The 25,726-nt window shown below is 62.5% G+C and carries 22 protein-coding genes; 14 read left to right on the top strand and 8 right to left on the bottom strand.

Annotated features, from left to right (window positions below):
• The first annotated feature begins 60 nt into the window (after positions 1-60).
• From PPGU16_RS16975 to PPGU16_RS17000, 6 genes are all read left to right on the top strand, one after another.
• Positions 61-948, top strand: coding sequence for a LysR family transcriptional regulator (locus PPGU16_RS16975; protein ID WP_180723797.1), 888 nt, complete (start codon positions 61-63; stop codon positions 946-948).
• Between the two features lie 194 nt (positions 949-1,142).
• Positions 1,143-1,814 (top strand): hypothetical protein, encoded by a 672-nt coding sequence (locus PPGU16_RS16980; RefSeq protein WP_180723798.1) that lies wholly within the window; start codon positions 1,143-1,145, stop codon positions 1,812-1,814.
• Between the two features lie 241 nt (positions 1,815-2,055).
• Positions 2,056-2,886 carry an arylamine N-acetyltransferase family protein gene (locus PPGU16_RS16985; RefSeq protein ID WP_180723799.1) on the top strand — a complete coding sequence of 277 codons (831 nt, stop codon included), beginning with the start codon at positions 2,056-2,058 and terminating at the stop codon, positions 2,884-2,886.
• A 10-nt stretch (positions 2,887-2,896) separates the two neighbouring features.
• Positions 2,897-3,574 carry a methyltransferase family protein gene (locus PPGU16_RS16990; protein WP_180723800.1) on the top strand — a complete coding sequence of 226 codons (678 nt, stop codon included), beginning with the start codon at positions 2,897-2,899 and terminating at the stop codon, positions 3,572-3,574.
• A gap of 800 nt (positions 3,575-4,374) precedes the next feature.
• Entirely contained in the window at positions 4,375-6,096 is a 1,722-nt protein-coding gene (gene poxB / locus PPGU16_RS16995) for a ubiquinone-dependent pyruvate dehydrogenase (RefSeq protein ID WP_180723801.1), read from the top strand.
• Positions 6,097-6,469: 373 nt separating this feature from the next.
• Positions 6,470-6,727 carry a hypothetical protein gene (locus PPGU16_RS17000; protein ID WP_180723802.1) on the top strand — a complete coding sequence of 86 codons (258 nt, stop codon included), beginning with the start codon at positions 6,470-6,472 and terminating at the stop codon, positions 6,725-6,727.
• Between the two features lie 85 nt (positions 6,728-6,812).
• Here the strand turns inward: PPGU16_RS17000 and PPGU16_RS17005 are convergent, their stop codons facing one another.
• Both PPGU16_RS17005 and PPGU16_RS17010 read right to left on the bottom strand, forming a co-directional pair.
• Complete coding sequence (locus tag PPGU16_RS17005) at positions 6,813-7,607, bottom strand: alpha/beta hydrolase (protein ID WP_180723803.1); 795 nt, start codon at positions 7,605-7,607, stop codon at positions 6,813-6,815.
• A 105-nt stretch (positions 7,608-7,712) separates the two neighbouring features.
• Positions 7,713-8,066 (bottom strand): DUF4148 domain-containing protein, encoded by a 354-nt coding sequence (locus tag PPGU16_RS17010; RefSeq protein WP_180723804.1) that lies wholly within the window; start codon positions 8,064-8,066, stop codon positions 7,713-7,715.
• 868 nt (positions 8,067-8,934) lie between these two features.
• Here PPGU16_RS17010 and PPGU16_RS17015 point away from each other — a divergent pair.
• The 6 genes from PPGU16_RS17015 to hutC (PPGU16_RS17040) all read left to right on the top strand — a co-directional run bounded on the left by PPGU16_RS17015 (position 8,935) and on the right by hutC (PPGU16_RS17040) (position 14,653).
• Positions 8,935-9,777 carry a transporter substrate-binding domain-containing protein gene (locus PPGU16_RS17015; protein WP_180725113.1) on the top strand — a complete coding sequence of 281 codons (843 nt, stop codon included), beginning with the start codon at positions 8,935-8,937 and terminating at the stop codon, positions 9,775-9,777.
• 100 nt (positions 9,778-9,877) lie between these two features.
• Positions 9,878-10,600, top strand: a complete 723-nt coding sequence (locus PPGU16_RS17020) for an ABC transporter permease (protein WP_007587161.1) — start codon at positions 9,878-9,880, stop codon at positions 10,598-10,600.
• Between the two features lie 15 nt (positions 10,601-10,615).
• Entirely contained in the window at positions 10,616-11,368 is a 753-nt protein-coding gene (locus PPGU16_RS17025; protein WP_054932435.1) for an ABC transporter permease, read from the top strand.
• A gap of 21 nt (positions 11,369-11,389) precedes the next feature.
• Positions 11,390-12,181, top strand: coding sequence for an ABC transporter ATP-binding protein (locus PPGU16_RS17030; protein WP_007587171.1), 792 nt, complete (start codon positions 11,390-11,392; stop codon positions 12,179-12,181).
• 76 nt (positions 12,182-12,257) lie between these two features.
• Positions 12,258-13,865: an HAL/PAL/TAL family ammonia-lyase gene (locus PPGU16_RS17035; protein WP_180723805.1), complete on the top strand. Its 1,608-nt coding sequence runs from the start codon at positions 12,258-12,260 to the stop codon at positions 13,863-13,865.
• Positions 13,866-13,897: 32 nt separating this feature from the next.
• Positions 13,898-14,653, top strand: a complete 756-nt coding sequence (hutC, locus tag PPGU16_RS17040) for a histidine utilization transcriptional repressor HutC (protein WP_180725114.1) — start codon at positions 13,898-13,900, stop codon at positions 14,651-14,653.
• A gap of 758 nt (positions 14,654-15,411) precedes the next feature.
• Here hutC (PPGU16_RS17040) and hutC (PPGU16_RS17045) read toward each other — a convergent pair.
• From hutC (PPGU16_RS17045) to PPGU16_RS17065, 5 genes are all read right to left on the bottom strand, one after another.
• The gene (hutC, locus tag PPGU16_RS17045; RefSeq protein WP_180725115.1) at positions 15,412-16,158 is read right to left on the bottom strand and encodes a histidine utilization transcriptional repressor HutC; all 747 of its coding nucleotides are present in this window, start codon (positions 16,156-16,158) and stop codon (positions 15,412-15,414) included.
• A gap of 109 nt (positions 16,159-16,267) precedes the next feature.
• Entirely contained in the window at positions 16,268-17,143 is an 876-nt protein-coding gene (locus PPGU16_RS17050) for an amino acid ABC transporter ATP-binding protein (protein WP_274599986.1), read from the bottom strand.
• Positions 17,144-17,162: 19 nt separating this feature from the next.
• Complete coding sequence (locus tag PPGU16_RS17055; RefSeq protein ID WP_180723806.1) at positions 17,163-17,825, bottom strand: amino acid ABC transporter permease; 663 nt, start codon at positions 17,823-17,825, stop codon at positions 17,163-17,165.
• Positions 17,826-17,835: 10 nt separating this feature from the next.
• Entirely contained in the window at positions 17,836-18,486 is a 651-nt protein-coding gene (locus PPGU16_RS17060; RefSeq protein WP_180723807.1) for an amino acid ABC transporter permease, read from the bottom strand.
• Positions 18,487-18,557: 71 nt separating this feature from the next.
• Positions 18,558-19,397, bottom strand: coding sequence for a transporter substrate-binding domain-containing protein (locus PPGU16_RS17065; protein WP_180723808.1), 840 nt, complete (start codon positions 19,395-19,397; stop codon positions 18,558-18,560).
• A gap of 291 nt (positions 19,398-19,688) precedes the next feature.
• On the opposite strand from PPGU16_RS17065, the gene PPGU16_RS17070 reads away from it, so the two are divergent.
• On the top strand, positions 19,689-20,672 hold the full coding sequence (locus PPGU16_RS17070; protein ID WP_180723809.1) for an isopenicillin N synthase family dioxygenase: 984 nt from the start codon (positions 19,689-19,691) through the stop codon (positions 20,670-20,672).
• Between the two features lie 8 nt (positions 20,673-20,680).
• Positions 20,681-22,081 carry an FAD-binding oxidoreductase gene (locus PPGU16_RS17075; RefSeq protein ID WP_180723810.1) on the top strand — a complete coding sequence of 467 codons (1,401 nt, stop codon included), beginning with the start codon at positions 20,681-20,683 and terminating at the stop codon, positions 22,079-22,081.
• A gap of 59 nt (positions 22,082-22,140) precedes the next feature.
• On the opposite strand, the gene PPGU16_RS17080 is transcribed toward PPGU16_RS17075, so the two are convergent.
• Entirely contained in the window at positions 22,141-25,539 is a 3,399-nt protein-coding gene (locus PPGU16_RS17080; protein WP_180723811.1) for an alpha/beta fold hydrolase, read from the bottom strand.
• Positions 25,540-25,726: the final 187 nt, after the last annotated feature.

Below are 25,726 nucleotides of genomic sequence, written 5' to 3' on the forward strand. Positions count from 1 at the left end.
GTTGCCTTCACGTGACAAACGAATAAAATTGAGAAATTCCATAAGCTGGATTGATAAATCATGCACCCCGAGTTCGATGTCGATCTGTTGCGCACCTTCGTCGCCGTGGTCGAGGCGGGTAGCTTCACGAAAGCGGCCGTCACCGTGCATCGCTCGCAGGCGGCCGTCAGCATGCAGATCAAGCGGCTCGAACGAATGCTCGGCACGACGCTGTTTGCCCGCGATACGCGCAATCTTTCGCTGACGCGTCCCGGCAATACGTTGCTCGAATATGCGCGGCGCGTGATCGATCTGCACGAGGAGGCGTGGTCGGCCATCGTGCGGCCCGAGGTGACGGGGCGCGTCGTGCTCGGCGCGCCGGACGATTACGTGTCGTCGCTGTTGTCGCCCGTGTTGCGGCGCTTCTCGAACCTGTATCCGCATGTGGAGATCGAGATCGTCTGCGCGCAGAGCACCGCGCTCGCGCCGATGCTGGCGGACAACAAGATCGACCTCGCGTTCGTCACGCGCGACCGCAAATTGCGGGGCGAATTCGTGCGCAGCGAGCCGATGGTGTGGGTGGGCGCATCCGAAGATACGTCCGTGCTGAACGTGTCGCCGCTGCCCGTCGGCCTGTACGAGCCCGGCTGCGTCGCGCGCTCGAACACGCTCGCGGCGCTCGATCGCGCGCGCATCCGCTATCGCGCCGCGTACAGCAGCGCGAGCCTGAGCGGCCTCGTCGCGACCGTCGACGCGGGGCTGTCCGTGATTGCGCTCGCGCGTTGCAGCGTGCCGTCGCGGCTCGCGATTCTCGGCGCCGAGCAAGGTCTGCCTGTGATCGAGCCACTCGATATCGTCGTCGCGCGCAGCGCGAAATCGGATCGTCCGACCTGCGACTACTTCGCCGCGCAAATGTTGCAAGACCTGTCGGTGCGCGGCTCGCCGCGCGAAGCGCGAGCGAGGGCATGACGCGTGTTTTGCATGCTGCGCTTACATCGCGGGTATTCAATGAAGCCGTCGAAAGCGCAGGCCCGCGTTTTGCCACGCGTCAAGACGTCTGACGAAAGCGCGAACGCGTGACGTGCCCGTTTGTCGAACGGACACAAACGAAGAACCACGTCGAGACGAACGTCACATATCAGACACATGACAGGAGGGCCAGCATGAAAACACGTACTCTTTGCGCCGCACTATTCGCCACCGGTCTGTTCGTGAGCAGCGCGAGCTTCGCGCAATTGAATCTTCAGCAGTTCGGCATCGGCGGCGGCAATTCGTCGGGCAATGCGGGCGCCGCGGCTTCGTCGGGCGGAATCGGGCAATTGCTGCAGAACTATGTCGGCGCCAACCAGCAGGTGTTGAGCGGCCAGTCGAGCCTCGCATCGGCGATGGGACTCTCGAGTGCCGCGAGCCAGGCGCAGCAGGCATCCGGACTGTTGAGCGGCGGCACGCCGTCGGTGAGTCAGTTGTCGCAGGTGGGCAGCACGCAGCAGTCGTTGTCACAGACGCTCACGCAGGCGTTCACGAGCCGCGCGTCGGACTCGTCGGCGCCCGTCGACAAGCAGGCGTTCACCAACGGCCTCGCATCGTTGGGCCAGGGCGTGAGTCAGTATTCGAGCCTGCAATCGAGCCTCGGCAGCATCGGGCAGATGAATCCATCGTCGCTGCTGCAATCGGGCATGAATTCGCAGACGGCCCAGGCCGCGTCGTATATCGCGCAGTCCGCGCCGGGGCAGTTGCAGTCGCTCGCGTCGACGTTGAGCGCGGCCGTGCAGTTCGCGTCGAGTCACGGTATCAGCGTGCCGTCCATCGCGACCTCGGCGCTCAAAGGTTTTTGACGCGCGTTCATGGTGCTCAGGCGTCGCATGATGCATTGCAGCGTCTTGCAATTCGTCATGCGACGCCACGCGCGATGCGATGATCGGCGCGCATCCGTTCGACCGTTCGCAAATGGGCCTTCGTATATGAGGGCTTCGCGCACGGCGCGGGTCAATGACGGTACGCTGTGGCTCATCCCTACAGCGCGCCTTCAGACGGATAACCATCGGCAACACTACCCACGCCAACGAGGAGCACCGGATGTCCAGCACTCTCGATCTCGACCGCTATTTCAGGCGTATCGGCTATACGGGGCCGCAGGCCGCGACGCTCGACGTGTTGCGCGAACTGCAACGCCTGCATCCGTTGTCGATCCCGTTCGAAAACCTCGATCCGCTGACGGGCCGCCGCGTCGATCTCGATCTGCCTGCCGTCGTCGACAAGCTGATCGCCCGGCGGCGCGGCGGCTATTGCTTCGAGCAGAACAGGCTGTTCGCGCACGTGCTGATGCAACTCGGCTTCGACGTGACGCCGATGATTGCGCGCGTGTTGTGGGGCCGCGAGCCGGACGCGATCACGCCGCGCACGCACATGCTGCTGCGCGTGACCGTCGACGATCAGCCGTGGATCGCCGACGTCGGATTTGGCGCCGTGACGCTGACGTCGCCGTTGCGTCTGCAAACGGGCATTGCGCAACAAACGACGCACGAACCGTTTCGTCTTGCCGATGCGTCGCAAGGTGCGTTCGATCTCGAGGTGCAATCGGGCGAAACGTGGCTCAAGACGTATCGCTTCGACCTGCAACGCGCGGAGTGGATCGATTACGAGGTATCGAACTGGTACACGTCGACGCACCCCACGTCGTTCTTCACGACGAGCCTCGTCGTATGCCGCGTGACGCCGGAAGGGCGGCTGACGTTGTTCAACGACCGTCTTACCGCGCGTTCGATAGACGGCGAAGCGATCGAGCGCCGCATCGAAAGCGCGCATGAGCTTGAAATATGCCTGCGCGACACGTTCCTGATCGAGCTTGGCGACATCGATGTCGCGGATATTTACCGTCGCGTATCGACGGAAGGTGCCACTTCATAGGTCGGCTTCGATGATCGCGCGGCTGGTCGTCCAGACGGTGGTGTGGCTCGCGGGCATGGGCGCCGTGCTGTTCGGCGCGGCGGGCACATTCGCGTGGCCGGGCGCGTGGTGTTATCTGTTTGAAATGGGCGCGCTCGGGTTGTGGGTGGGCGTGTGGCTCGCGCGCCACGATCCCGCGTTGCTTGCGGAGCGGCTTGGTTCTTTTATTCAACGCGGGCAGGGCGCGTGGGACAAGTTTTTCATGGTGTGTGTTGCCATTGCCTGGTGTGGGTGGCTCGTGCTGATGGGACTCGATGCACGACGGTTTTATTGGTCTTCGGTGGGCCCATCACTGCAGGTTTTGGGCGCGCTTGCTATTCTCGTCAGCATGGTGGCTATGCGGTCGGTGTTTCGTGCCAATAGCTATGCGGCGCCTGTCGTGAAGATTATGGCTGAGCGTGGTCATAAGGTCAGCGATAGCGGGCCGTATGCGTATGTGCGGCATCCGATGTATGCGTGGGCTATTTTGTTTCTTTTCGGCACGCCGTTGTTGCTGGGCTCTTTTTTGGGGCTTGCTTGCGTGCCGCTGCTGGTTGTTGGGCTCGGTTATCGCGCAGTGCTCGAGGAGCGGATGTTGTGTGCGGAACTCGCGGGATATAAGGAATATGCGGCGCGGGTTCGGTATCGGTTTGTGCCGTATGTGTGGTGATTTTTTCTTGTTTTTTTTGTCTGCGACGCTGGGTGGTTCGTTGTGCTTTGCGTTGGCGGCCGCGGTTTGCCTTTTCGCTGGCATCCGCGTGATGTTATTGGTTCGCAAGCGTTGCCCCTGTGCGGGGCGGCACCTACTTTTCTTTGCCGCCGCAAAGAAAAGTAGGCAAAAGAAAGCGGCTCACACCGCCAATCCTTGTATTTGCCTGAGGGCCCCCAACCGGTCCCGCGCTTCACACGGCAACGTACTGTTCGCCTGCGTTGCCAACGCTTTGAATGAACGCATCACCCGCTTCGAGCACCCGTAGCAAGAGTCAATGGTGTCGAGCGATTTCGGCCCCATAGGTGGCAAACTGTGTGTAGGTTGTGCCTGCGTACAGGGTAGCGCTCTTACCAGAAACACCAGCCTTGCTACCCAGTCCGGAGTGATGCGCGTATGGCGCGAAAGCCTGCACACAGTTTGCCACCTGGGCGGCGGCGGACTATTTGACACGATGTGCTGTGACGCGGGCATATGAAGTGGGTGAGGCGTACAGAGAGGACGTTGGCAACTAACGCGAACAGAATGGCTGCCGTGTGAAGCGTAGGACCGGCTGGGGGCCCTCAGGCAAATACAAGGATTGGCGGTGTGAGCCGCTTTCTTTTGCCTACTTTTCTTTGCGGCGGCAAAGAAAAGTAGGTGCCGCCCCGCACAGGGGCAACGCATGCGAACCAATAGCATCACGCGGACGCCAGCGAAAAAACAAAACTCCACCCAGCGTCGCAGACAAAACCCCCAAAACCCGATCTCAAGGAACGCTCATGGCAAAGACCACAATCGCGGATTACCTTGCAAAAACCCTCGCCGCCGCAGGCGTACAACGCATCTGGGGCGTCACAGGCGACAGCCTGAACGGCCTGGCGTTCAGCCTCGACCAGGTGGGCTCGATCCGCTGGATGCACACCCGTCACGAAGAAGCCGCCGCGTTCGCAGCAGGCGCCGACGCCGCATCGACCGGGCAGCTCGCGGTCTGCGCGGGCAGTTGCGGCCCAGGCAACCTTCACCTGATCAACGGTCTCTACGACTGCCACCGCAACCAGCAACCCGTCCTCGCGATCGCCGCGCACATTCCATCGACGGAAATCGGCCTCGGCTACTTCCAGGAAACGCATCCGACCGAAATTTTCAAGGAGTGCAGCCACTTCGCCGAACTGGTCATCAACGCATCGCAGTTTCCGCGCGTGCTGGAACGCGCAATGCGCACCGCCATCGAGCAGCGTGGCGTCGCCGTGATCGTGCTGCCCGGCGATGTCGCGTTGAGCGAAGGCCCGTCGCTGTCGCCCGTGTGGAACCAGACCGCGCCGTCCGCCATCCTGCCGCCCGACAGCGAGCTCACGAAGCTCGCGGCAATGCTCAACGACTGCGAAGCGGTAACGATCATGTGCGGCAGCGGCGTCGCGGGCGCCCACGACGAAGTCGTCAAACTCGCCGACACGCTCGGCGCACCGATCGTCCACGCGCTGCGCGGCAAACAGTTCATCGAGTACGACAATCCGTTCGACGTCGGCATGACAGGGCTGATCGGCTTCAGTTCCGGCTATCACGCGATGATGTCGTGCGACGTCCTGCTGCTGCTCGGCTGCGACTTTCCCTACCGGCCGTTCTATCCGCCCGACGCGAAGGTCGTGCAGATCGACTGGAAGGGCTCGCAGCTCGGTAAGCGCGCGCCGCTCGCAATGGGCCTCGTCGGCACCGTGAAAGAAACCGTCGCCTCGCTGCTGCCGAAGCTCAAGCGCAAAGACGACCGCACGTTCGTCGATATGGCCACCGCGCACTATGAAGAAGCGCGCCGCGATCTCGACGAGCTCGCCACGCCGTCCGGCCCGGGCGCGCCGATTCATCCGCAGTATCTGACGCGCATGATCGACGAAGCCGCCAGCGACGACGCCATCTTTACAGCCGACGTCGGCACGCCCACGCTGTGGGCCGCCCGCTATCTGACGATGAACGGCAAGCGGCAGTTGCACGGCTCGTTCAATCATGGCTCGATGGCCAATGCGATGCCGCAGGCGCTCGGCGCGCAGGGCGCGCATCCGGGCCGCCAGGTGGTGTCGCTTTCCGGCGACGGCGGCCTGTCGATGTTGCTCGGCGATCTGCTCACGGCTCGTCAGCTCGAGCTTCCCATCAAGGTCATCGTGTTTAACAACAGCCTGTTGGGTTTCGTTTCGATGGAGCTGAAGGCGGGCGGCTATCTCGACACGAACGTCGACCTGAGCAAGACCGATTTTGCGCAGATCGCGAAAGGTGCGGGCATTTTTTCGCTGCGCGTCGAGGATTCCGAAGAACTGGAAGGCGCGCTGAAAGAGGCCTTCGCGCACAAAGGCCCGGCGCTCGTCGACGTCGTCACGGACAAACATGAACTCGCCATGCCACCGACCATCGAGCTGTCGCAGGCCAAGGGTTTCAGTCTGTACATGCTGCGAGCGATTCTCAACGGCCGCGGCGATGAAATCGTCGAACTGGTGAAAACCAACTTGCGCTGACCGTTACGTAACGCCGAAGCGGCGCGCATCGCCAGCCGATGCGCGCCGCATTGCAGTGCAGCGAGAGGCCATTGCAGTCTCGTCGCAAACGTCTATAACAGAAGCAGCAGTGCGGACCTTCTCTGCGCAGCCGACAGTCAAACCATCACAAACCGGCGTTTTCGCGCCGCGCTGCGCCGCCCGACAGACTCGGGGGCTTTGAGCCAATCAATCGCATCCAGAACAAAAGCACGCTGCGGCGAGGGTGGTCGCTGCGCGCGATTTCACGCCTGGGCGCATCGGTCGAAACGATGTGGATGGCGCAGGCGTTGATGGGCGTCCGGCGAATCGCGATGCAGGGCGTGGCGATTCGTCTGAATGGAAGGAGTTCGACATGAAGATCCTGATGGCGTTACCCGTGGCGGGCGCATTGCTGATGGCCATGCCTGTCGCGACGATGGCCGAGGACATCGCGCAGAGCAGCGATGCATCGAAGGCTTCGATGCAGAACAATGCGAATGCATCGGCGCAAGCAACGACGGATATGTCGTATGGCGGCGCGATGGATACGCGCACCGCGTCGGGCAGAACGATGCAGTCCACGCGTAATTGCTCGACTGATTCGCAATGCAACATCTATTTCGGCAACTGATCGATGACCTGCAATACGCGCGCGGCGCGCCTTGTGGGCGCGCCGCTTCGCATTCAGCGCTCGCGTTCGGCGTGAGCGTCGACGATTACTGCTGCGCGTGCTTCGCGGCATCCTCGATCACGGCTGCGACCTGCTGCGGACGCGATTCGTAGACCGAGTGGCTCGCGCCCGGAATCACCGTCGTGTGGCTATGCGCACGCTGGTAGTACCAGCGCTCCAGATCGGGATTGATGATCTTGTCGCTGCCCGCGACGATGCCCCAGCTCGGCTTGGTCGTCCAGGCGGCGGCCGTCAGCGGCTGCGAGAATACTTTCGCGGCCGTCAGCATCTGCGATTGCGCTTCGAATTGCGCCTGCTTCAGCGGCAGATCGCCAGCAAAGTCCTTCGGGAACACGGACGGATTCAGGTACGTATAGCCGTCGTCTGTCTTATCGATGGCGCCCGGCTGCTTCGACGTGTAGCTGGGCTTGCCCTTGCCGAGCTCGGCTTCGTCTTCGCCGACGTTCGGCGCATGCGCGGCGACGTACACGAGGCCGACCACATGCGGATCGACGCCTGCTTCCGTAATGATCGAGCCGCCGTAGCTGTGGCCGACGAGAATCGTCGGGCCGTTCTGCAGATCGAGGACGCGCTTGGTTGCCGCGACGTCGTCGTCGAGCGAAGTCAACGGTTCCTGCACCAGTGTGACGTGATAGCCGTCTTTGGTGAGGATGTCATAGACGGGCTTCCATCCGGAGCCGTCCACCCAGGCGCCATGAACGAGAACGATATTCTTGACGGGGGCGTGCACCGGTTGGGCGTCCTGCGCCATCGCGCCTGTAGAGGCGAGAAGACCGGTCGACAACGCAAGGGCCGCGGCTACGTGCAACGAACTTTTCACAAGAAACTCCGTAAATCAGGAACAGAAACAGGGGAAACAGACCAGGAAGGGAGGCTGGCGCGACCCTGCGTCTGACAGTGGGACGCAGGGTCAGGTGCGCGCCATTTAGCTGCCGAAGAAAATATTGCAGTAGCTGACGGGGCCGACACACGCGTTGTTGTTCGAAGCAGAACGCGAGGACTTGCCCGACGACGACGTGCCCGTCTGCGCCACACCGCCAACTGCGTTGTTCGTCAGATTGTGGTTGTCCTGCGCAGCGATCTTCGCTTCGGCAGCCTGGATGTCGGCCGGATAGTTGACGTCCTCGCCGCGGGCCGGCTGATAACCAGCCTGTTCGACGCGAACGAGATCGGCGCGGACTTCGGCGCGGGTGACGGGGGCATTCGATTGCGCGAAGCTCAGGGCGGGAGCGGCGAGTGCACCGGCTGCGACTGCGAGGCAAACAAAAATCTTCTTCATGATGTGACTCCAGAATGAGTGTGTTTAAACGTCCGGCTCATTTGCGTGCCGATAATATTGATTCGGTATCCTGAACGAATGGTGTTCAATTCGAACAGATCAATGAGCATGAAATCGTCGTTAAAGCTTCTGCAACAACTGCTGTCGTACGGCTGTCTGGTCGTGCCCTTCTGTCAATCCTGTTTCGATGTCGCTTGCTACATAGAGGCAAACACTGCGACTTCGACTTTCATTCCCGGCAAGCCAAACTTTTTGTTCTGGAGCGGATGGGTCCTGTTGAATCAACCCTTGTGTCCGGCTCCTGCGCCAGCCATCAGGTCGGCCAGCGGTGTATGCAATGTAATGCGGTGACGGTCGGTGCTCCAGCCGTACATACGAACGAGCCGGGACCTACTAACGTTGCGTCCCCTGACCGTCTGGATGGTGAAAACGCTGCCACGCCATGCGCGTGTCTGGCGCGAAGCCGCTTCGCAGATGAGCGGATCAGGCGAAAGGTTCCCACCCGCCATACCAACGTATGAGCGGGGCGTAGTTGTTCGAAAGGTGGCTTTCGCCGCTGCAAGGTTCCCCGACGCCGGGCTTCGGCGTGCCAATCCGGTGCAAAGGCGGCACCGCAATCGTCAACCTGTCTAGTCAGCTGCACCAGCGTGGCGCGATGGAAGCGGCCTCTTGCTGGGCCGGTCGCGCCGCCTTGAATCCCTTTGTGTAAGGGCTTACCCGAACAATTCAATAATTTTTTGGGAATTCAGTTGCGATCATTTTTGACCTCATGCAGACTTGTCTATACATGTCCGGCACGCGACAAGCGCAGGGACCCGTTCAGACGAAAAGGAGATTCGACGTGAAGGTGAACAAGGCAAGCCGCACTATGTTGTCGAAGGTATTGATGGGCGCGGTCCTCGGCGCCGTGGCGCTGGCCGGCGCGCCCGCGCAGGCGAAGGAATGGAAGTCGGTGACGATCGCGCTGGAAGGCGGCTACGCGCCGTGGAACCTCACGTTGCCGGGCGGCAAGCTGGGCGGCTTCGAACCGGAACTGGTAGCGAACCTGTGCGAGCGCATCAAGCTGCAGTGCAACCTGGTTGCACAAGACTGGGACGGCATGATTCTTGGCCTGCAGGCAGGCAAGTTCGACGTCTTGATGGATGCTATCTCCATCACGCCGGAGCGTGAAAAGATCATCGCGTTCTCGCGCCCCTATGCCGCAACGCCCGCCACCTTCGCCGTCTCCGATACGAAGGTCATCCCGAAGGCAACGCCGGGCGCACCCGTCGTCAAGCTGACGGGCGACCCGAAAACCGACAAGCCGACCGTCGACGCGCTGCGCAAGCAGTTGAAGGGCAAGACCATCGGCATCCAGTCGGGCACGGTCTACACTAAATTCATCAACGAAGGCTTCAAGGACATCGCGACGATCCGCGTGTACAAGACCTCGCCGGAACGTGATCTCGATCTGGCCAACGGCCGCATCGACGCATCGTTCGACGACGTCACGTACTACGCCGCCAACTCGGACAAGAAAGAGTCCGCGCAGATCTCCATGGCGGGACCGAAGATCGGCGGCCCGATCTGGGGGCCGGGCGAAGGCCTCGCGTTCCGCAAGCAGGACGCCGACCTGAAGGCGAAGTTCGACACGGCCATCGCCGACGCGCTGAAGGACGGTACCGTGAAGAAGCTTTCGGACAAGTGGTTCAAGACCGACGTCACGCCTTGATCGATAGCCGTATGCGCGTGCCGCTCTGGCGCGCGTTTGCCTGAACGACCTGTTTCTGCGAAGCAGGTCAATCAACGAAAGCAGGGATGAGGAGTAAGCCATGGCTCTGATCGAGACGCTCGGCTTCGGGCAGGAAGGCTGGGGCGGCGTGCTGCTGCTCGCGGCATTGATGACCGTCGCGTTGACGCTCGCGGCGCTCGCAGTCGGCGCCGTGTTCGGCGCGATCATCGCGGCCGCGAAGCTGTCGCGCTTTCGCACCGCGCGGGTGCTGGGCGATCTGTACACGACGGTGTTTCGAGGCGTGCCCGAACTGCTCGTCATCTATCTGTTCTACTTCGGCGGCTCGACGCTCGTGACCACGGTGGGCCAGTGGTTCGGCGCCGAAGGCTTCGTCGGCGTGCCGCCGTTCGTGATCGGCGCGCTGGCCGTCGGCATGATCTCGGGCGCGTATCAGGCGGAGGTGTATCGCTCGGCGGTGCTCGCGGTGTCGAAAGGCGAGCTTGAGGCCGCGCGTTCGATCGGCATGCCGACCATGACGATGGCGCGCCGCATTCTGATTCCGCAGGTGCTGCGTTTCGCGCTGCCGGGCATCGGCAACGTGTGGCAGCTGAGCCTGAAAGACTCCGCGCTGATTTCGGTGACGGGTCTTGCCGAACTGCTGCGCGCCAGCCAGATCGCCGCCAGTTCGACGCACCAGTATTTCCTGTTCTTCGTCGTGGGCGGCGCGCTGTATCTGGTGATGACGGGCATCTCGAACCGCGTCTTCAACCGTGCCGAAGCACACGTGGGCAAATCCTTCCGGCGCAACTTCGCGCGTAACTGACGACGGAGCGCCAACATGTCTTTCGATTTCGACTTTCTGCTCGACACGCTGCGCCAGTTGCTCGCGGCCGTGCCGACCACGCTGGGTCTATTCTTCGCGTCGCTGGTGCTGGGTGGTCTGCTGTCGCTCGTGATCGTTACGATGCGCGTGTCGCCGCACTGGCTGCCGAACCGCTTTGCGCGTGCATACATTCTCGTGTTTCGCGGCTCGCCGCTGCTGATCCAGATGTTTCTCGTCTACTACGGCCTGGGCCAGTTCGGCGTGATCCGCGAGAGCTTCATGTGGCCCGTGTTGCGCGAGCCTTATGTCTGCGCGGTACTCTCGCTTGCACTGTGCACGGCAGGCTATACGGCGGAAATCATTCGCGGCGGTCTGATGGCCGTGCCTGTTGGACAGATCGAAGCGGGTTATTCGATCGGTCTGTCCGGCTTCTCGCTTCTGCGCCGCATCATCGGCCCGATCGCGTTGCGCCAGTGTCTGCCCGCGTATTCGACGGAAGCCGTACTGCTCGTCAAGTCGACGGCGCTCGCGAGTCTCGTCACCGTGTGGGAAGTGACGGGCGTCGCGCAGCAGATCATCCAGCAGACGTACCGCACCACTGAAGTGTTCATCTGCGCCGCGCTGATCTATCTGTTCCTGAATTTCGTTGTCGTGCGCCTGCTCGGTCTGCTCGAACGGCGTCTGTCGCGCCATCTGCGTGCAGCGCCTGTGAACGCCGCGCCGCGCGCCATTCCGCCCGCTACCGAAGCACGTCGTGCCGCACCCTGACGGCCCATCCAGGAGAATCTCATGAACGCTACGGCACCCGTCGCACTGTCGGTCAAGAACATTCACAAGTCGTTCGGCGACCATCACGTTTTGAAAGGCATTTCGCTCGACGCACATGAAGGCGACGTCATTTCGATTCTCGGCGCAAGCGGCTCGGGCAAGAGCACGTTCCTGCGCTGCCTGAACCTGCTCGAAACACCGGACGACGGCAGCGTCGCGCTCGCGGGCGAAACGCTGAAGATGAAACGCCGCAAGGACGGCAAGCTGCAACCGGACGATCGCAAGCAGGTCGATCGTATCCGCTCGCAGCTCGGCATGGTGTTTCAGAACTTCAATCTGTGGTCGCACATGACCGTGCTCGACAACCTGATCGAAGGGCCGATGCGCGTGCAAAAACGCAGCCGTGCCGAAGCCGTCGAAGAAGCCGAGGCACTGCTCGCAAAGGTCGGCCTTGCAGAAAAGCGCGGCCACTATCCGGCGCATCTGTCGGGTGGTCAGCAGCAGCGCGTTGCGATAGCGCGTGCGCTCGCGATGCACCCCAAAGTGATGCTGTTCGACGAGCCCACCTCCGCGCTCGATCCCGAACTGGTCGGCGAAGTGCTGCGCGTGATGCGCTCGCTCGCGGAGGAAGGCCGCACGATGCTGGTCGTCACGCACGAAATGGGCTTTGCGCGTCATGTGTCGAACCGCGTGATGTTCCTGCATCAAGGGCAGACGGAATGCGACGGCACGCCGGACGAAGTGTTCGGCGACCTCAAATCCGAGCGCTTCAAGCAGTTCGTATCGAGCCACCATTCGCGTACCGCGAACTGAATTGCGTCGCTCGCTTGAGAACCTGAGATTCAACAAACATTAGAAAAGCAGTACACGTACCGACAAAGGCAACATCATGGCAGTCATCCGATCCGACCGTCCTCTGAACTGGCGCGAACTGGCCGCGGTGGCGGCAGGCGAGCCGCTCGTGCTCTCCGACGCGGCGCGTGCGCGCATCGCTGCGGCGCGCGTGCTCGTCGAACAGATCGTCGAGCGCGGCATTCGCGCGTATGGCGTGAACACGGGCGTGGGCGCACTGTGCGATGTGATCGTGTCGCCGTCGGAACAGCGCGCGCTGTCGCGCAACATCCTGATGAGTCACGCGGTCGGCGTCGGCGCGCCGCTGGGCGTCGCGGAAACGCGCGCGATCATGGCCGCTGCCGTCAACAACTTCGCGCACGGTCATTCGGGCATTCGCGTCGAGATCGCGGATCAGCTCGTCGCCTTGCTCGATGCGAGTTTTATCCCCGAAGTGCCTGCGTTCGGTTCTGTCGGCTATCTGAGCCATATGGCGCATATCGCGCTGGTGTGTATCGGCGAAGGACATGTGCGTCACGGCAGCGAACGCATCAGCGGGCGTGAGGCGCTCGCGCGCCTCGGGCGCGAGCCGCTCGTGCTCGAAGCCAAAGAAGGCTTGAGCCTCATCAACGGCACACCTTGCGTAACGGGACTCGCGGCGCTCGCGCTGGCGCGTGCCGAACGCGTGCTCGACTGGACCGATGCGATCGCGGCGATGAGCTTCGAAAACCTGCGCGGGCAACTCGCCGCATTCGATGCAGATTCACTTGCGTTGCGTGTGTCGCCGGGGCTGAATTTCGTCGGCGAGCGGATGCGCAATGCGCTTGCCGAGAGCGGCATTCTCGCGTCGGTGGTCGGGCAGCGCACGCAGGATCCTCTTTCGATGCGCACGATCCCGCACGTACACGGCGCCGCGCGCGACGTGCTCGACGCGACCGTTGTCGTCGTGAACCGCGAGCTTGCGTCGATCACCGATAACCCGATCGTCGCGGGGACGCCGGATGCGCCGCGCGTGTATTCGCAGGCCCATGCCGTGGGGGCGTCGATTGCGCTGGCGATGGACAGTCTCGCGACGGCCATCGCGCAGGTCGCGGCAATGGCCGAGCGCCGTCTCGACCGGTTGGTGAATCCGCTCGTGAGCGGCTTGCCCGCGTTTCTCGCAGAGCCGGGCGGTACGTGCTCCGGCTTCATGATTGCGCAGTACACGGCGGCTTCACTGGTCGCGCAGAACCGGCGGCTGGCCGCACCCGCGAGCCTGGACGGCGGCATCACGTCGGGCTTGCAGGAAGACCATCTGTGCCACGCGACGCCCGCAGCGCTGAAAGCCCTGGAGATCGTCGACAACACCGGCCGCATCATTGCGATCGAGTTGCTGGCGGCCGCGCAAGCCTACGACCTGCAACCCAGCGACGCGTTGCGCGCGCCGCACACGGACGCATTGTGGCGCAGGGTGCGCGCCGTCGTGCCGACGTATCGCGACGATCGTCCGCTGGCCGACGATATGGCCGTTGCGTTCCGCCTGATTGGCGAGGCAGCGCCGCCGTTGCCGCCTGCCTCAGGCAACATGCCTTCGACGCCGACACCCGGCGATCAAACAGGCTTTGCCGCGCACGCCGCGAATGATCCCAAGGCCGCTGCGCAGCACGCGCCGCAATCCGCCGCATAAGAATGCGATCAACCCACGAGGTCGACGTGAACATGACGATAAACGGGCACCTGGAGACGGCAGAGGAGCATTCCATGGGCACGCGCACGACGCCTGCCAAAGCGATGCCCGCATACGAGCAGATCAAGCGTTACGTGATCGCGCGGATCGAAGAGGGCGTCTGGAAGCCGGGCGGATTGATTCCATCGGAAGCGGAATTGGTGAAGGAGTTTGGCGTCGCGCGCATGACGGTATCGCGGGCGCTGCGCGAGTTGACGACGGAGCGCGTGCTGACACGCGTGCAAGGCTCGGGCACGTACGTCGCGCCGCAACGCTATGAATCGACGGTGCTCGAAATCCGCAATATTGCCGACGAGATCGCCGCGCGCGGCCACCGGCATTCGGCGCGCGTGCTGACGCTCGAATCGAGCGAAGATCCGCTCGCGCTCGATGCGCTGGTGCTCGCGAAAGGGCCTGTGTTCCATTCGCGCATCGTGCATAACGAAGAAAGCGAGCCGATTCAGTACGAAGACCGTTATGTGAATCCGCGCGTGTTTCCGGAGTACCTGGATCAGGACTTCACGGTTGAAACGCCGAATCACTACATGGTGCGTCTCGCGCCGATCCAGCGGGCTGAGTTTCGCATCTATGCGCAGAAGCCCACTGCGCATGTGCGCCGGCATCTGATGATGGAGATTGGCGAGCCTTGCCTGATGTTGTGGCGAAGGACCTGGGTTGGGGAGCAGGTCGCGACGTCGGTGCAGTTGTGGCATCCCGCTTCGCGGTTTCATTTGGCGGGGAATGTGTAGGGGTTTTTTTGTGTCTGCGACGCTGGGTGGTTTGCTGTTTGGTTTCGCTGGCATCCGCGATTTGTTAGCGTGCTTCATGCGTTGCCCCTGTGCGGGGCGGCACCTACTTTTCTTTGCCGCCGCAAAGAAAAGTAGGCAAAAGAAAGCGGCTCACACCGCCAGTTCTAGTGTTTGCCTGAGGGCCCTCACAGGTTCTTACGCTTCACGCGGCGACGCCCTGGTTCGCGTTCGTTGCCAACGTTCTCTCTGTGCGCATCACCCGCTTCACGCACCTGCACGACAGCCCGCTGTGCCAGACAGTCCACTGCCGCCCAGGTGGCAAACTGTGTGTAGGCCCAAGTACTCCACACGCCTTACTCCGGACCGGTAACACACGCGTCCCACCCCGTAAGAGCGATAACCAATACGGTGCGACAACCTACACACAGTTTGCCACCTGGGCGGCACATATCATGCGTCGCCGCTTGCCTTTGCACGGGTATTCGAAGCGGGTGAGGCGCTCATTAAGAGCGTTGGCAACGCACGCGAACAGCGGCGTTGCCGTGTGAAGGATGGGGACATTGGGGGCCCGTGGATAAGAACATGGGCTGGCGGTGTGAGCCGCTTTCTTTTGCCTACTTTTCTTTGCGGCGGCAAAGAAAAGTAGGTGCCGCCCCGCACAGGGGCAACGCTAGAAGACCAAATGCATAACGCGGATGCCAGCGCAAACACATAACGCGGACGCCAGCACAAAAAAAACCAAACAGCACCCCCAAACCTTACCCCTGTCTCTGCGAAGTATCCGTCGCAAACCTGCACCCGAGCCTATACCGCGAACCGGGATGCACAAACCGCGCGAACGTCACCGCGACGCCGCTCGTCCACGTGCGCCGCATCAGCGTAAGACAGGGCTCTTCAGGCGCGATCTGCAGCAACTCGGCTTCCGCACGGCTCGGCAGGCCGGCATCGACAACATGCTCGACGTCATGCGCGGGCACGACACTGAACAGATATTCGGAAGGCCGCACGGCCGCAAAATCCTGCTCGATGAAATCCGGCGCGATAGCGGGATTCACGTAACGGTCCTCGAGTTGCACGGGCAAGCCATTCTCGCGATGCACGCAGATCACATGAAACACCGACGCGCCCAACGGCAATCCCAACGCATTCGATACATGGACGGGCGCAACCTCGCGTTGCACGAGCACAGTCTGATAACTGTATTCATGCCCACGCGAGCGGATCTCGTCGCCGATATGCGCGATCATCAGCAGCGTCGATTGCGGCTTCGACTCGGCGACGAACGTGCCGACACCTGACACGCGCGTCAACAGCCCTTCGTTCGTAAGCTCGCGCAACGCGCGATTGACCGTCATCCTCGACACACCGAGCGATTCAACGAGATCGAGCTCCGATGGAATGCGGTCGCCCGCGCGTCGCTCGCCGGATTCGATCGTGTTGCGGATGTACTGCTTGACCTGTTCGTACCGCGCAGCGGGGGCGCCGTTCGGCGCATCCGGCGCCATCGCGTGAGCATTTGGCCCGCGAGACTTGCGCGCTTTCGCAAGGGCTCGCGTGCGCAGCTTGTCGCGGATGGCGGGGGCGGGCATCGGCTTTACCGGTCGAGGCGGGCGCTCATACCGGCTCCGCGCTGTCCGCGCCGCGCGACCAGAATGCGTTGCGGTCGAAGTAGTTTTGCAGGAACTGACGCAGGCGCGGCTGGTTCGCGTCGTGAAAGACGTCTTGCGGCTTGCCTTGCACGGCGATGCGCCCCTGGTCGATGAATACGACCTTGTCGGCGACCTGCGCCGCGAATCCCATTTCGTGGGTGACCACGGCCATCGTCATGCCGTCGCGCGCAAGCTGCTTCATCACCTGCAGCACTTCGCCCACGAGCTCCGGATCGAGCGCGGAAGTCGGCTCGTCGAACAGCATGATGTGCGGTTCCATCGCGAGCGCGCGTGCAATCGCGACGCGCTGCTGCTGGCCGCCCGAGAGTTTCGCCGGATACGCGTCGCCCTTGTGTGCAAGGCCGACCGTTTCAAGCATTGCATTGGCCCGCTTTTTCGCATCGTCGCGCGACAGGCTCCGTACGCGCAATAGCGCTTCCATTACGTTGCCGAGTGCCGTCATATGCGGCCACAAGTTGAACTGCTGGAACACCATGCCGACGTTGCGGCGTACGCGGTTGATCTCGTTCTGCGATGCGCGCACGCGCTTGCCGTTGCGTTCCGTATAGCCGAGCAACTCGCCTTCGATCCGCACGTCGCCGTGATCGTAAGTCTCCAGCGCCGCGAGGCAGCGCAGCAGCGTGCTCTTGCCCGAGCCCGACGGCCCGATGATGCACACCACTTCCGAGCGGTTGATGTCGAGATCGACGCCGCGCAGCACTTCAACTTCGCCGAAGCGCTTGCGCAGATCGCGCACTTCGATCAGCGGCGCCGGACCGGATTGCGTCATATCGAGCGTAGAGGAAGCAGAAGAAGCGGGCATGTCGACGAGTGCATTCATGATGAACCTTGATTTTCGATTACGCCATGAAGCGGGCAACGCGCGCTTCCGCCCACATGCCCGCGCGCGACGTGAGTTCGACGAGGGCGAGATAGCACACGCACAGCATCAGCAAGGTCTCGACGAAAGCGAACGTCGCGGAGCCGATGCCCGTCAGCACGAACGTCAGTTCGGGCACGGTGACGATCGACAGCACGGCCGTTTCCTTGCTGAGCACGATGGTGAGATTGGTCAGCGCGGGCACGATCAGCACCAGCATTTGCGGCACCTGGATGCGCAGCACAGCTTGCCAGCGCGTGAGGCCGAGACACGACGCGGCTTCGAGATGTCCGCGCGGTATCGATTGAAAACCGGAGCGAAACGCTTCCGCGAAATACGCGCTGCCGTACAGGCCGAGACCGAGCACGCCGGCTGTCAGTGGTTCGAGCGTCAGGCCGATGGATGGGCCGCCGTAATAGAGCAGGAACAGTTGAACGAGAAACGGCGTGCCACGAAACAGTTCGATATACACGCGCAAAACGCCGCGCACCCAGCGTCCGCAAAACAGTTGCAGCACGGCGATCAGGAAGCCGATCAGCAGGCCGAGCGCGACGCCGGCGATCCATGTGCCGAGTGTCGTCGCGAGACCGGCGGCGATCGGCTGAAGATTGTGCGTGATGATGGTGGGATCGAATTGCTGCATCGTTCGGCCCTCAGGTGTGTTGCAGACGATGCTCGGCGGCGTGCGCGACCAGCGCCAGCGCGCCGCATATCACGAAGTAGATCAGCCCCGCCGCGACATAGGCTTCGAGCGGCCGGTACGTGCTGGCCGCGATGTTCTGCGCGGTGCGCGTGATTTCGGCCACGCCGACCACGGAAATCAGCGACGACGCCTTGATCAGCAGCACCATTTCATTGACGAGCGAGGGCAACGTCATGCGGAAGGCTTGCGGCACCTGAATGCGCCGCAGCATGTCGATGGGCGAGAGGCCGAGCATGCGCGCCGCTTCGATCTGGCCGGGCGGAATGTTCAGAAAGCCGCCGCGCAGAATTTCCGCGATATACGACGCGGAACAGAGCGACACCGCGCTGATCGCGGCGACGACAGGCGACACGTTGATGCCGACGAAGGGCAGCAGGTAATAGACGAGCAGCAGTTGCACGAGCATCGGCACGCCGCGAAAGAAGAACACATACGCGCCGCCGAAGCGCTGCGCGAGTCTGTTCGGCGACAGCCGCGCCGAGCACACGCCAATGCCGACGAAGAAGCCGATCACGAGTCCCGTCAGCGAAATGCCGATGGTCGCGAGCGCGGCTTGCAGCAGTAGCGGAAAACCTTGAGCGAAAACGTGGGCGCTGAACATGGCCTGTTGCCTGCAAGAAAGGACATGTAAGCGGCGCGCCCGAAAGCGGGAGCGCCGCGCGATTCAGGGCATCAATAGTTGGGCGTGGGCATCGTGGTGGGCGCGTCCATCGCCACGCCGAACCACTTCTTCTGCAACGATGCGAGACGGCCGTCGTTGTGCATCTTGACCAGTGCGGCGTTGAACGCGTCGGCGAGCGGCTTGCTGTCGGCATCCTTGCGCAGGCAGTAGGCGAAGTACACTTTCGCGCCGAACGGCGGCGTCACGACGGCGAACGCTTCGGGGCGCTGTTTCGCGACGTAGGCGATGTTCGTCATCGAGTTGGCGACTGCAGCGATGCGGCCCGCTGCGAGATCCGCATACGCCTGATTGTTGTCGACGTATTCGCGCACTTCGGGCTGCTTCGGCAGTGTCGCGATGTAGGCCTTCAGCTGATCGAGCTGCGCGGAGCCTTTGCCTGCACCCACCGTTTTGCCGACGATATCCGACGACTGCTTGATGGAGGTATCGTTGGCGCGCTTGAGAAGGGCGTCGGTCGCATCGGCGACGGGCAGCGTGTACGTGTAGCGCTCCATGCGCGCTTTCGTCACCGTGAGCGGGCCGCCCACCATGTCGAACTTGCCGGCTTCGAGGCCGGGCAGCACGCTCGGCCAGGGCAGATCGATGAAGCGCACCTTCACGCCGAGTTCTTTGCCGACTTCGGCGAACAGATCCTTGTTGAAGCCGGCCTGCTGGCCGTTCTCGAGGAAGTCGAACGGCGCGAACTGCATCTCCGTGCCGACCACGAGTTCACCCGCCTTCTTGACCTTCGCGAGTTGATCTTCCGCGTGCGCGCCGACACTGGCCACGGACGCAGCGGCGCAGAACGCCACCATCGCGAGACGACACTTCCAGCCTGCAAAGATACCCATAGAGATTCTCCCGTTGGCAAAGCGTGTCGCGCTCGACGTGGCAGGGCGCGAATCATGCGAGGCAGTATATACCGCTGGTTTTGCGCGAAAAAAATAATCGCATGCTGTCAAACCCTAATGCCGCTGGCGCATCTTCTGCAGAGGAATGCAGCCGGGTGCAATGCAACTTGCGATTGCGCTTTTGGCGGTATATACAACGTGAAACTCTCGCTGATCCGCATGCGGAGCGAAGCGTGTATCGACGCATGTACTGAATCATCAGTTCAATCTTCGTGATGAAGGAGTCCCTTGATGCAGCCAGTCACTCGCATTCCAATTGTCGATCTGGCCGGCGTACGCGCCGGCGACCGCGACGCGCTCGTGCGCGCGGGCCGCGAGATACGCGACGCATGCACGACGATCGGCTTCTTCTACATCGTCAATCATGGCGTGCCGCAGGCGGTGATCGATCGTGCGGAACAGGCGGCGCGCGAGTTCTTCGCGTTTCCCGTCGAGACGAAACGGCGCGCGGCGGTGAATCATCGGCATCGCGGCTTCAATGCGCTCGGCGACGCGACGATGTACCAGGCAAAGCGCCCCGATTACAAGGAGTTCTATAGCATCGGTCTGGAGTTGCCCGAGAGCGATCCCGATGTGCTCGCTGGCCAGGCGCTGCGTGGGCCGAACAACTGGCCGGATTTCATGCCGGCGTTGCAGCCCGCGTTGTACGGCTATTACGAGGAAGTCGGCGCCTGTGGTGCGGACTTGCTGCGCGCTGTAGCGACGGGCCTGGGCGTTTCCGGGGATTTCTTCGCGCCGCGCTATACGAAGCGGATGCAGCGCACGCAGATGGTCTACTATCCGCCGCAGCCGCCGCAATCCGATGATGACCAGTTCGGCGTCGCGCCGCATACCGACTATGGCTGTATCACGCTGCTGTGGCAGGATCGGGTTGGCGGCTTGCAGGTGCGCGAGATCGCCAACGAGACGTGGATCGAGGCGCCACCTATCGAAGGCAGTTTCGTCGTGAACGTCGGCGATCTGCTGGCACGCTGGACGAATGACCGCTTCCGCTCGACGCTGCATCGCGTGATCAACGCATCGGGCCGCGAGCGCTATTCGATCGCGACGTTCTATGATCCGACCTATACGTCGAACGTCGATCCGCGCGATCTCGGTACGCCGGACGCCGACAGCAAATACGAACCCGTCGCTGCGGGCGACTATATCCTGGGCCGCATCAACAGTTCGATGGGGTATCGGAAGAAGCTCGCCGCAGAGCAAGGCACGACATAAGGAACCGCATGACAGTGAACGAACGGGCCGCGCTCGCATCGACTTTGGCCGCGTTACGCGAAGCGTTGGGCGACGACGCGGTACGCGTGGGCGATGAAATCGGCGAACGCTCGATGACGGACTGGACGCGCCATGAACCCACGCGTCCCGCCGCCTTGTTGTTGCCGCGCACGACAGAGCAGGTCGCACGCGCGCTGATGATCTGCAACGAAGCGCGCCAGAGCATCGTGCCGCAAGGCGGGATGACGGGCCTTGCAGGCGGCTCGATTCCGCGCGCGACGGATATCGCTTTGTCGCTGGACCGTCTTGCTGGCGTCGAGGAGATCGACAGCGCTGCGGCGACCATCACGGTGCGGGCTGGCACGACCTTGCAGGCCGCGCAGGAGGCGGCGGCGCAAGCGGGCTTCGAACTCGCGCTCGATCTCGGCGCGCGCGGGTCCTGCCAGATCGGCGGCAATCTCGCCACGAATGCGGGCGGCAATCGCGTGATTCAATCGGGCACCGCGCGCGATCAGGTGCTCGGTCTCGAAGTGGTGCTAGCGAACGGCGCGGTGTTGAGTTCGCTGAACAAGATGGTGAAGAACAACACCGGCTATGACCTGAAGCACTGGTTCATCGGCTCGGAAGGGACGCTCGGCGTGATCACGCGCGCGGTGCTGAAGCTGCAGCCGCAGCGTGCGTCGCGTCATACGGCGCTCGTTGCGCTGAGTGACTACGAGCAGGCCGTTGGTTTGCTGCGCCGGCTCTTGACGCGCTTCGGCAACGACATCGGCGCATTCGAGATCATGTGGCCGGACTTCTTCGACTTCGGCGTGAAGTTGACGGGCGCGCGCTCGCCATTTGCCGAAGCGCATCCGTTATATGCATTGATCGAGCATGCGAGCTTCGATGCCGATGACGATGGCTCGCGTTTTTCCGGCGTGCTGATGGAGGCGCTCGATGAAGCGGCGATCCGCGATGCCGTGATCGCGCAGTCGGTTGCCGATACGCGCGCACTGTGGGCAATCCGCGAATGCACGGCGGAATTCCCCGTCAAGCTCGATCCCATCAACTTCGATGTGAGTTTGCCGATCGGCGAGATCGGCGCATTCGTCGATCGTTGTCGCGTGGCGATCGACCGCGCCTGGCCGGGCAACGAGTCGTATTTCTTCGGCCATATCGGCGATTCGAATCTGCATCTGACTGTCGACGGGCATTCCGTGCCGGGCGTCGATCATCACGATGTGTATGCGCTCGTCTATGACATGCTTGCGCCGCTGCGCGGTTCGGTGTCGGCGGAACACGGGATCGGGTCGCTCAAGCGCGAGTTCTTGCCGGTGTCGCGCTCGAATGAAGAACTCGCCGTGATGAAGGCGATCAAGCATGCGCTCGATCCGAATGGGATTTTGAATCCTGGGAAGTTATTCTAGTTCGTTGGCAGCGCCGGTTCGTCATGTATGCCGCAGCATTCATGACGAACCGTCAACGCTCAATGCGCATCCAGATACCTGACAATCGTCGGAAACACATCGAGCGCCGCGCGCTTGCCGAACACGCAATCGATATGTCCATATCCGTCGATCACATGGCGTTCGTAGTTCTCCGGACCGAACCGCTCAACTAGCAGATCGTAGGTCATCTCCGTGCTGGTCGGCAGATAGCAGAGGTTCTTCGAGCCGTGAATGAACGCGATGGGTAGCTTCATGCCCGCGATGTTCGGCATATACACGTCGTCTCCATTCGCATCGACCACGTGCCCCGCGCGCACCATTGCCGCGAGCTGATTGAACAGCTCGACATCGTGAATGCCGAATAGCTCCTGCAGGTTCGCGTGCAGCTGTTCATCGAGCTGCTCGTGCTCGTAGAGCAGACCATACAGGAATGTCGCGCGATGGCACACGGGGCTATTGCACGTTTCGTCGCGCTCGACAGGGAAGAACTTCAGCGCATCGTCGAGCAGGTTGTGCGGCCATTTTTCGTGCTGCGTATACGCGGTCATATCCTTGATGCCGAGATGCTGGAGAATCTGCGGCGTGTGCAGTCCCGCCTTGATCCGCTGCAACAGTCCCGGCACGGGATGCGCCGATACCTGCGACATCACCGCGGACCGCACGCCCTTGAGTCCCGACATCAGCGACATGCTCAAGGCCAGCCCGCCCAGACAATGCCCGATGACCTGAATCCCGTCTGTGCCCGTGAGCTCGCGCACCTTCGCGACAGCGGCCGGAATGTCGTAGCGCGCGATTTCATCGGCGGTCGTGCGTTCGGTTGCCGTCGGCAGTTCGATGCTCACGCGCAGATCGACGAGCCACACGTCGTAGTGCGCAGCGCACAGGAACTCGACGAGGTTCGTGCCGATCAGGTCCGTCGAGAAAATGCGGCTCGATACGCCTGAGCCGTGAATCAGCAGTAGCGGTCCCTTGCTGCCGCCGTGATAACGGGCGAGCCGCAGCGTCTTGCCGTCGTCGGTATTGAAGTAGGTGATCTGCGGCGCGGGCGCCCGCAGCGCCCGGCGCACGCGCGGCGGCGCATCGGGATTGAAATACTGCAGCGGCGCAGCGACGCCGCCGTATTCCGTGTACAGCACGCCCGCAAAAAAGCGGCCGAATTTCAGCGTATATGCGAGGCGCGTTTCGATGTCGGGCGTATTCGTCACCTCGATGGTGCGCTGCTGCTTGAGGAAATTCTCCGGCGTGATGATGAGCGTCGCGTGACCGATGACGGGCGCGTCGTCTGCATCGGACTCGCGGATCTTCGCGTAGAGCGTGTTGGTCTGCGTCCACAGTTCCGTCAACGACGTGTGCGTGATGATCTTCTGACCGATCAGATAAAAATGCTTGCCGTCGACGGTGTCGAGCGTCATCCGGTAATTCATGTTGCGCCGTTCGACGTTTGTTTCATCGACGACGAACAGGTTGAAGATGCCGTCGTTGACGGTCATCGGTTGCGGCGACAAGGCGGTGCACGTCAACGTGCCGATCATGTGTGCCTGATGCTGCGAGTTCGCGAGCATGTCGTCGAGATCGTCGGAGACGACGGTCACGGTGAAGTTGATGGGCGTGCCTTCCGCTGGATCGTCCCGTTGACCCGCCGGCTTCGTATCGCCAACGAAATACGTGCCGATCATCGTCTCGGTGAAGCGCAAGCCGATTTTCAGCGGGGGCGGCGGGGCGGTGTTGCCCGCTGCGTCATAGTCGATCTTCCAGCCGCGCGACTGCGCAAGCTGCGCGCAATTGCGCTCGGCGAGCGCCGAGATCGTCAGCAACGGGTTCACGCCGAGCGAGAGCGGCATCACCGCGCCGTCCATTACGTACAGCCCGTCGTGCACCGCGTTGCCGTCCGTGCCGGAAAACACGCGGCCCGCCTGATCGACGACGCCGTGCGCGGCATCGTCCGCCATCCCGCACCCACCCAACGGATGCACGGTCACGGTGCGGTTCTGAAACAGGTCGGCGGAAATCGGGTTGCGCACATACGTGCCACCGAGCGCGCCTGTGGCTGCGATCAGCGTCTTTTCGACGGTTTCATAGATGGGCTGCTTGCCCGCGTTCGGCCAGTTCACGCGCGGGCGGCCATTTTCGACGGTGATCTGGCCGCTTTCGTCGTCGTGCGCCATCACCAGGAAGGTCTGCGTGTTGCGCATCGCGCCGTGATACGGGCCGCGCAAAATGCTCTCGGCAATGCGCGCTTCGTCCGCGAGAGGCGGATCGCCTGCCGGGTCCGGCATCTCGACGCCTTCGACAGGCGCGGCGAGACCGAGCACGCCCATCAGGCCGAGGCCGATCGGCGCGGCCACCGATCCTTCCTCGATCACGAAGCCGTCCTTCACGTCCGGCGTGTTGCGATGGTCGATGATGCCCGTGATGCAAGGGCCGACAGGCGGAATGTCGCCAGCCGGATGCGTGCCCCAGCCGACGCCGTTGATCACCTTGTCGGTGTTGAACGCGAACGCAAGCACGTCGCCGTTCCCCGTGAAGTGCTGGCCGAGTTGCTTCGACACCGGCAAGCCCGCCTCCTGCGAGCGCAGCAGGATCGCCGTCGAGCCGAGCGTGCCCGCCGACAGGATCACGATATCGGCCGTCACGAACAGTTCGGGCGCGTCGTACAGTTCGCGCTTCAGATCGGCGGGCTGATACCGTACGCACCAGACGCCGCGCTCGTTGTCGCGCACCACCGAATGCACCGCCGCGCCCGTGAAAATCTGCGCGCCGTGCGCGACGGCGTCGGGCAGATAGTTCATGTGCGTCGAGTTCTTCGCGCCATGATTGCAGCCTGAATTGCAGTCGCCGCAGCCGATGCAGCGCTGCTGGTCGACGCCCGCCGCGTTCTTGCCGTCCTTGAACGTCACCGTGATGGGCGGGCGGTAGAAACGGTCGCTCATGCCGAGTCGTTGCGCCGACAGCGCGAGCGCATCGAGTTTCGGCAAATTGGGGTAGTCGTCGGGGACGGGCGTCGCGCCGAGCATCGTTCTGGCGCGCTCGTAGCAAATGTCGAGGTTCGCCTGGTCCGCGCGCAAGGCGGCGGGCCAGCGCGGATCGTCCCACAGGCGCGCATCGGGCTTGAGCGCGACGTTCGCGTTGATCAGCGACGTGCCTCCCAGTCCACAGCCGACCACCACGTTCACATCGGGATTCACGTGCACTTCGAGCAGCGCGAGCGGCGAGCCGATCTGCGCGACGCCCGTGTTGTACTGCATTTGTGCGACGCCTTCGGGCGGCGTGGCGGGGAAGTCGCCCGCCATGAATTCGCGCCCGCGTTCGAGCAGGCACACGCTGCGTTTCGCGCGGGCCATGCGGCTCGCGGCAATCGCGCCGCCATAGCCGGAACCCACGACTACCACCTCGTAATGGTCCTTCATCGCCGAAAGGGCGCTGGACAAGCGGTTCATTCGACCACCTCGTTATATTGGAAGTGCGCCGGGCGGGGGAAACCCGGCGATATGGACGGCTGGCTGGCGCTCGCAGCCTCTTTATCCTGGACGTCGCGCAGCGAAATGCAAAGGGAAAACGCGCGTTTAGCCGCGTGATTCAAAAAATGCTGTGATGGCAGGCGTGGAATGCGTTCGGGCGGACGGG

The sequence above is a fragment of the Paraburkholderia largidicola genome, assembly GCF_013426895.1.
GTDB classification, from domain to species: domain Bacteria; phylum Pseudomonadota; class Gammaproteobacteria; order Burkholderiales; family Burkholderiaceae; genus Paraburkholderia; species Paraburkholderia largidicola.

What these genes read in the sequence shown, in the direction of transcription:
- PPGU16_RS16980 (WP_180723798.1), top strand. Translation starts at nt 1,143, where the DNA reads ATGAAAACACGTACTCTTTGCGCCGCACTATTCGCCACCGGTCTGTTC.
- PPGU16_RS17075 (WP_180723810.1), top strand. Translation starts at nt 20,681, where the DNA reads ATGACAGTGAACGAACGGGCCGCGCTCGCATCGACTTTGGCCGCGTTA.
- PPGU16_RS17010 (WP_180723804.1), bottom strand. Translation starts at nt 8,066, where the DNA reads ATGAAGAAGATTTTTGTTTGCCTCGCAGTCGCAGCCGGTGCACTCGCC.
- PPGU16_RS17035 (WP_180723805.1), top strand. Translation starts at nt 12,258, where the DNA reads ATGGCAGTCATCCGATCCGACCGTCCTCTGAACTGGCGCGAACTGGCC.
- PPGU16_RS17030 (WP_007587171.1), top strand. Translation starts at nt 11,390, where the DNA reads ATGAACGCTACGGCACCCGTCGCACTGTCGGTCAAGAACATTCACAAG.
- PPGU16_RS16990 (WP_180723800.1), top strand. Translation starts at nt 2,897, where the DNA reads ATGATCGCGCGGCTGGTCGTCCAGACGGTGGTGTGGCTCGCGGGCATG.
- PPGU16_RS17060 (WP_180723807.1), bottom strand. Translation starts at nt 18,486, where the DNA reads ATGTTCAGCGCCCACGTTTTCGCTCAAGGTTTTCCGCTACTGCTGCAA.
- poxB (WP_180723801.1), top strand. Translation starts at nt 4,375, where the DNA reads ATGGCAAAGACCACAATCGCGGATTACCTTGCAAAAACCCTCGCCGCC.
- PPGU16_RS16975 (WP_180723797.1), top strand. Translation starts at nt 61, where the DNA reads ATGCACCCCGAGTTCGATGTCGATCTGTTGCGCACCTTCGTCGCCGTG.
- PPGU16_RS17070 (WP_180723809.1), top strand. Translation starts at nt 19,689, where the DNA reads ATGCAGCCAGTCACTCGCATTCCAATTGTCGATCTGGCCGGCGTACGC.
- PPGU16_RS17055 (WP_180723806.1), bottom strand. Translation starts at nt 17,825, where the DNA reads ATGCAGCAATTCGATCCCACCATCATCACGCACAATCTTCAGCCGATC.
- PPGU16_RS17020 (WP_007587161.1), top strand. Translation starts at nt 9,878, where the DNA reads ATGGCTCTGATCGAGACGCTCGGCTTCGGGCAGGAAGGCTGGGGCGGC.
- PPGU16_RS17000 (WP_180723802.1), top strand. Translation starts at nt 6,470, where the DNA reads ATGAAGATCCTGATGGCGTTACCCGTGGCGGGCGCATTGCTGATGGCC.
- PPGU16_RS17025 (WP_054932435.1), top strand. Translation starts at nt 10,616, where the DNA reads ATGTCTTTCGATTTCGACTTTCTGCTCGACACGCTGCGCCAGTTGCTC.
- PPGU16_RS17080 (WP_180723811.1), bottom strand. Translation starts at nt 25,539, where the DNA reads ATGAACCGCTTGTCCAGCGCCCTTTCGGCGATGAAGGACCATTACGAG.
- hutC (WP_180725115.1), bottom strand. Translation starts at nt 16,158, where the DNA reads ATGGCGCCGGATGCGCCGAACGGCGCCCCCGCTGCGCGGTACGAACAG.
- PPGU16_RS16985 (WP_180723799.1), top strand. Translation starts at nt 2,056, where the DNA reads ATGTCCAGCACTCTCGATCTCGACCGCTATTTCAGGCGTATCGGCTAT.
- hutC (WP_180725114.1), top strand. Translation starts at nt 13,898, where the DNA reads ATGACGATAAACGGGCACCTGGAGACGGCAGAGGAGCATTCCATGGGC.
- PPGU16_RS17065 (WP_180723808.1), bottom strand. Translation starts at nt 19,397, where the DNA reads ATGGGTATCTTTGCAGGCTGGAAGTGTCGTCTCGCGATGGTGGCGTTC.
- PPGU16_RS17015 (WP_180725113.1), top strand. Translation starts at nt 8,935, where the DNA reads ATGTTGTCGAAGGTATTGATGGGCGCGGTCCTCGGCGCCGTGGCGCTG.
- PPGU16_RS17050 (WP_274599986.1), bottom strand. Translation starts at nt 17,143, where the DNA reads ATGAATGCACTCGTCGACATGCCCGCTTCTTCTGCTTCCTCTACGCTC.